6 protein-coding genes and 1 tRNA gene are annotated in these 6,088 nt (G+C 47.6%); 4 read left to right on the top strand and 3 right to left on the bottom strand.

Going from position 1 to position 6,088, the window contains the following annotated elements:
- The first annotated feature begins 131 nt into the window (after positions 1-131).
- Together ACVA58_RS22020 and ACVA58_RS22015 are read left to right on the top strand one after the other, a co-directional pair.
- Positions 132-216, top strand: a tRNA-Tyr gene (locus tag ACVA58_RS22020).
- 241 nt (positions 217-457) lie between these two features.
- A complete protein-coding gene (locus ACVA58_RS22015; RefSeq protein ID WP_446512502.1) occupies positions 458-2,170 on the top strand; it encodes a response regulator in 1,713 nt (570 codons plus the stop codon).
- A 28-nt stretch (positions 2,171-2,198) separates the two neighbouring features.
- Here the strand turns inward: ACVA58_RS22015 and ACVA58_RS22010 are convergent, their stop codons facing one another.
- Together ACVA58_RS22010 and ACVA58_RS22005 are read right to left on the bottom strand one after the other, a co-directional pair.
- On the bottom strand, positions 2,199-3,164 hold the full coding sequence (locus ACVA58_RS22010) for a glutathione S-transferase family protein (RefSeq protein ID WP_446512501.1): 966 nt from the start codon (positions 3,162-3,164) through the stop codon (positions 2,199-2,201).
- A 156-nt stretch (positions 3,165-3,320) separates the two neighbouring features.
- The gene (locus ACVA58_RS22005; RefSeq protein WP_446512500.1) at positions 3,321-3,572 is read right to left on the bottom strand and encodes a GlsB/YeaQ/YmgE family stress response membrane protein; all 252 of its coding nucleotides are present in this window, start codon (positions 3,570-3,572) and stop codon (positions 3,321-3,323) included.
- 220 nt (positions 3,573-3,792) lie between these two features.
- Here ACVA58_RS22005 and xthA point away from each other — a divergent pair, with 220 nt between their 5' ends.
- Entirely contained in the window at positions 3,793-4,599 is an 807-nt protein-coding gene (gene xthA, locus ACVA58_RS22000) for an exodeoxyribonuclease III (protein ID WP_107350481.1), read from the top strand.
- 79 nt (positions 4,600-4,678) lie between these two features.
- Positions 4,679-5,329 (top strand): glutaredoxin 2, encoded by a 651-nt coding sequence (grxB, locus tag ACVA58_RS21995; RefSeq protein ID WP_446512499.1) that lies wholly within the window; start codon positions 4,679-4,681, stop codon positions 5,327-5,329.
- Between the two features lie 80 nt (positions 5,330-5,409).
- Here the strand turns inward: grxB and ACVA58_RS21990 are convergent, their stop codons facing one another.
- Positions 5,410-6,087: an ABC transporter permease gene (locus tag ACVA58_RS21990; RefSeq protein WP_446512498.1), complete on the bottom strand. Its 678-nt coding sequence runs from the start codon at positions 6,085-6,087 to the stop codon at positions 5,410-5,412.
- Position 6,088 lies beyond the last annotated feature (1 nt).

Genomic DNA, 6,088 nt, shown 5'->3' with positions numbered 1-6,088 from the left:
TGTAAATCTGACGGCTCTGCCTTCGATGGTTCGAATCCATCTCCCTCCACCATCATTTTGAAAATTGTTTACTCGTATGAGTGGCCAACAGTTTTCCGGCTTAGTAAAGCCAACAATTAGCAACACCCCGTGGAGGGGTTCCCGAGTGGCCAAAGGGATCAGACTGTAAATCTGACGGCTCCGCCTTCGATGGTTCGAATCCATCTCCCTCCACCATCATCCTAAAGCCAGTAGTGAAAACTACTGGCTTTTTTCATACCTGAATTCTAGTTCCCCCTAAATTTTACTCCCTTCCCCAATTTCACAATCAAAATTCTACTCTCAATTCACAAACCGAATCCCTAATACCAATCTGGATAAGTAGTTGATCAAATATTTATGTAGGTTGGTATAATTTGGCTAAATGCCTTATGTATGCCTAAAATTCAATTTGTAGCATATGATTTGGAATAGGGACATGCCAATAAATCAAAACCAGTCAGGAAGACAAGCATTGCCCCTGCACGCAGTAAAAGCCTTGATTGTCGACGATCAGCGCCTTTCTACCACTATGCTCAAATCCATTTTGCTACAAATTGGGTTAGCTCATGTAGACACTGCGCTTGGCTACAAACAAGCCATGCAGCATTGCGAACATAATTCGTTTGATGTCCTGCTTATTGACTACCACCTCGAAGGCCCATTTACGGGAACTGAACTGATTAACTTACTGCGCCGCAAAAAGCTCATTTCCCCCTACTGTGGGATAATCATGATTTCAGGCGATAATTCTGCCGAAGTAATTTTAACCAGTATGTCGGTGGAGCCAGACAGCTTCATGGCTAAACCAATCACTACCGACATAGTCAAAGCCAAACTGACAACAACGCTTCATGAATGTGCCATTCGCACCCCCGTTTACAAGGCACTACTCAATCAAGACCGGCAAAAAGCTATTGTCCAATGTAAAAAGCAATTGATGTATGCTGGCTACCACCACAAGCTTGAAGGACTGCTACTAGATTTAATGATCGAAGACGGCCAATGGCTTCAAGCCGAGAAATACGCCAATATCCTGAAAAAGCATCACCCATCACCGAAGCTAAGCCTGATTCTGGCCAAGATACTGCACCATAATAACCAGCTCAAAGCAGCGATACATTTACTGGAATGCCAACTTCAGCAATCACCACTTCATATTGAGCTATACGATTACCTTGCCAATTACCAAGAGCAGGACAACGCTTATTACGATGCGCTGAACAGTGCCCAGAAAGCACTCAAACTCACACCGAGCATTAGCTACCGCGCACTTCGAGTGGCGCAACTGGCTGCCGATCTAGACCGAGTTGAAGAAGTCATCAAAGCTGGACATAGCCTAGCGAATCATCTCCCCATCATCGATGTCGAATGGATCATCTGCCTAGCGGAGTATATGGCTATTTTCGAGCAGGTCTATTTTAACCAACCGTCACTGATTCAACGCCACCAGCTCAAACTTGAGCTACAAAAAATCAACAATCGCGCTCATTCTAGAGTGATGCCAGCACAAAAACCCTTCTTAGCCACTTACAGCCATATCATCACGAGCCGATTGCTACTGGGCAATGCTCATCCCCTGAAGGCCAAGCGGCGGTTGCTGCTGGGGCTCTCATACTTTTTCAACAAAATCCCAAAGCTACCATCGGTGGTTTTGGCAGACACTCTTCCCCTACTGGTGCATTTTGGTGAAACGCAATTAATCAGCAGCGTAATGCAGGCAATTGAGAAGCGAAATCGCTTTGATGGCCACAGCCAAAACAGGCTCAATGATATCAAGCAGCAAAGCCACCTTGCCGAAAGGATAAAACAACTAGAAAGCCAATTAAAAGAGGCTTATCGAATGTTGCAAACCTCACCAGAGCAAGCCTTTTTCCGCTATCAGGATATTGTCCATGAATACCCACTTTGCAGTGAAGCTAACCTTGGCTACCTGCAATGTATGCTGGATCTCAATACGGGTAGTGAAGAGGATATAAGAAGCAATATGAAAGCTATTAGCTCCATGCCTCTCCCCGGAGATTTGGAAACCTGGCGCAAGCAAATCTTAGAGGGGATGACCAGCAAACGGGCCTCGCCTCACCTACATAAAGTGGCACTCACCTACAAAAAACAAACCCAACGTTTTCTTGAGGTAGAAAACGCTGGATAGGCATTTGGACGTATTCAATAAGAGGCTGTTATTTTAGGCTATCGCGCCCGTGTGGTGATAATAAATCCAGTTTAGGCCCTTTTGGGACAATGCCTGTAGGGTTAATCATATTGTGACTAAAGTAATAATGGCGCTTGATATGGTATAAATCGACCGTGTCAGCGATTGCCGGGTACTGGTAAAGCTCTTTGAGGTACCCCTGAATATTCGGATAGTCTGCAACCCGTTTAAGGTTGCACTTGAAATGCCCGACATACGCCGCATCAAAGCGCACCAAGGTGGTGAACAATCGCCAATCCGCTTCAGTCAGTGTGTTTCCTACCAAATATCGGCTTGTCGCCAAATGGCTCTCAAGCTTATCTAGTGAGCTAAACAGGTTGTCAAAAGCTTCTTCATACGCCTCTTGGGTGGTAGCAAAGCCGCAGCGGTATACCCCATTGTTGATATTGGGATAAATAAAATTATTCCACTGTTCTATTTCTTGGCGCAGCGCCGTAGGATAAAAGTCCTGTTGATCGCCCGTGATGTCATTGAACGCCTCATTGAACATGCGGATAATTTCAGACGACTCATTGCTGACAATGGTTTCTGTTTTCTTATCCCAAAGCACAGGAACCGTTACCCTACCGGTATAATCACTCTTGGCCTTGGTATAAACCTGGTGCAGGTATTCAAAACCATACAGAGGCTCCGGTTGTGAAAACGTCCAGCCTTTGGTCTGCATATCCGGACTAACGACAGTAACGCCAATATGGGGCGCCAACCCTTTCAGGGCACGGAAAATCAAGGTGCGATGCGCCCACGGACAAGCTAGCGAAACAAAGAGGTGGTAACGGCCAGATTCAGCCTCGAAACCGGTTTCACCATTTGGTCCTGCGCTGCCGTCGGCAGTCAACCAGTGACGAAAACCCGCATCCTCACGGATAAATTCGCCTTTGCTGCTTTCAGTGTCATACCAAACGTCATGCCAAACACCTTTTACTAACTTGCCCATCAGCCGCTCCTCGCTTTAATCGCCTATGTATTTTTCAACTATGCATGTCTGCCAGCTATGCATCGATTATAAGAAGCTACTTGCAAGATGTCCGGGGGCTGGAACTGAACAAGATCATCAACTTCCTTGAACAACTTCAGCCATTGGCCCGCTCCACTACTTGCGTAGGAATTTGTTATAGACGAACAACACGATCAACGCCCCGAATGTCGCCGTCACCAAGCTGCCAAAATTCACACCGGTCGCCGCACCAAGGCCAATAAATGAACCGACCCAACCTCCAACAAAAGCCCCTACGATACCCAAGCCCATAGTTGCCACCCAGCCACCACCATCATCCCCAGGCATCAACCATTTAGCCAATGCTCCGGCAATTAACCCTAAGATGATCCATGAAAAAATGCCCATCAGTTACCCTCTCATTATGTTGTTAGCCGTTGATGTAGCTACAGCTTAGTAGAGGTTTTTCACCTTTAACAGATCAAGCTTATCCCCACTCTCTTATTGCCAAATCCCAACCCCATAGATCTTTATTGAGGCAGTTCAATGGCTTTAGTAATGTGTGTTAGTATCGATAGCATTGCTCGGGACCAAATAGTCCTATGACCAAACCGGATTGGATAAAATAATGAAAGTCATTTCCTTCAATATCAACGGCCTTCGTGCTCGTCTTCACCAACTTCAGGCCCTTATCGACAAGCACCAGCCGGATGTGATCGGCTTACAGGAAATCAAGGTCCATGACGAAGCCTTCCCGATTGAAGACGTCGAAGCCATGGGTTACAAGGTCTACCACCACGGCCAGAAAGCCCACTATGGCGTGGCAATGCTGTGCAAGCAAGAGCCAATAGAAGTTCGCAAAGGCTTTCCGACCGATGACGAAGAAGCCCAGCGCCGCATGATCATGGCAACCTTCGAGCAGGAAGATGGCCGCAAAGTAACAGTATTGAACGGCTACTTCCCGCAGGGTGATAACATCAACCACGAGACCAAGTTCCCGGCCAAAGAGAAGTTCTATGCGGATCTGATGACCTACCTTAACGATCACCACAACAACGACGAAGAAGTGATTGTGATGGGTGACATCAACATCAGCTCGATTGATCTGGATATCGGTATCGGGCCGGCCAATGCCAAGCGTTGGCTGAAAACCGGCAAGTGTTCGTTCCAGCCTATTGAGCGCGAATGGCTTAAAACCTTGCTGGACTGGGGTTTTGTTGACACCTTCCGCCAACTTCACCCTGAGGTTGACGATCAGTTCTCGTGGTTTGACTATCGCTCGAAAGGCTTCGTGGATAACCGTGGCCTGCGCATTGATGTTGTGTTGGCAACGCCTTCGCTGGCTGAGCGCTGCATTGAAGCGGGCATCGACTACGAATTGCGTGGAATCGAAAAGCCGTCTGATCATGCCCCTATCTGGTCGACGTTCAAGTAACAAATGATATCAGTGAGCGGGGAGCAACTCCCCCCTCACTGGCAATTTCAGTGCACAAGTTGACTCACAAGGAAAGAAGATGAAACTGTTTGTATTTGATCACTGCCCTTTCTGTATCAAGACCATGATGGTAGCGGGTTTGAAAAAGGCCGATATTGAACTGGTCTACCTACAAAACCATGATGTGGATGCACGTATCGACAAAGTCGGTGCGAATCTCGTGCCTATCTTGCAAAAAGAAGATGGCAGCTACATGGCTGAAAGTTTGGATATCGTCGCTTATATCGACGCCCTAGATGGCAATCCAGTATTAGCGACCGGTAGTAGTGACGACAACATCAGCGCTTGGTCTACTGTCGCCCGTCCATTCAGCAGTCGCTTGCTATACCCGCGCTGGATGAAGGTCGAATTGCCTGAGTTCCAATGCGAAGAGGCCAAAGCGTGGTTTACCAAGAACAAAACGGCGATGATCGAGCAGGACTTTGAAGATGCCTTCGGCAAATCTAAACAGTACCAGGTCGAACTCAATGCTTCTTTCGAGCTGCTATCCTGGCTTCAATTGCCGTCTGAGCGTAACAATGTCCTGAGCTATGACGACGTCAACCTATTCCCATCACTGCGCAACCTCACCGTCGTGAAAGGCGTCCAGTTCCCTGACCGTATCCGCCAGTACATCGACGAAGTGGCAGCACTGACGTCGACATCGCTGTATGACGATATCGCGGTGTAAAAGCACTGATACCTGAAATAAACAAACCCAGCGAATTGGCTGGGTTTGTTATTATTTGAATCAAGCATCGCAGCGCAACGTTACGACAATGGCCGCATATGCCTCATCCAGCGCCCCTCAAGCTTGCGGAACCCCCACAAGATAATAAACGTCAGTATCATATAGAACATACCGGCGAACAGGTAAGATTCAAATGGTGCGTAGTAGCGGGAGTTAACGATTTTTGCCGCCCCGGTGAGATCGACAATCGTCACGATACCGGCCACTGCCGAGCCATGGAGCATGAAGATAACTTCGTTACTGTAGGCAGGCAAAGCACGACGCAATGAGCTTGGCAAAATGATCCGACGGAACGCCTGAGCGGGGCTCATGCCATAAGCTTTTGCCGCTTCAATTTCGCCTTTCGGCATACTGTTTATCGAACCACGAACAATCTCTGCGGTATAGGCTGCGGTATTGAGAACAAAGGCGACTAACGCACAGAACCACGCCTCCTGCCACATTGTGCCTTGCACAACAATCAATTGACTCAGGCCGTAGTAAATCAAATACAGCTGGATCAGTAGCGGAGTGCCACGAAAAAAATAGATGAATGCCCAGGCCGGAAGATAAATCAATGGCATCTTGCTGTTACGAGCAATACCTATCGGAATCGCAATCACCAAGCCAACCACCAAGGCAACGGCCACCAGCCATACGGTGGTATACAACCCCTGCCAATAAATTGGCCACGAGTCAGTCAGAATACTAAAGTCCATA

The sequence above is a fragment of the Photobacterium sp. DNB22_13_2 genome, assembly GCF_052873915.1.
This window is presented reverse-complemented; position numbering and strand designations above follow the sequence as displayed.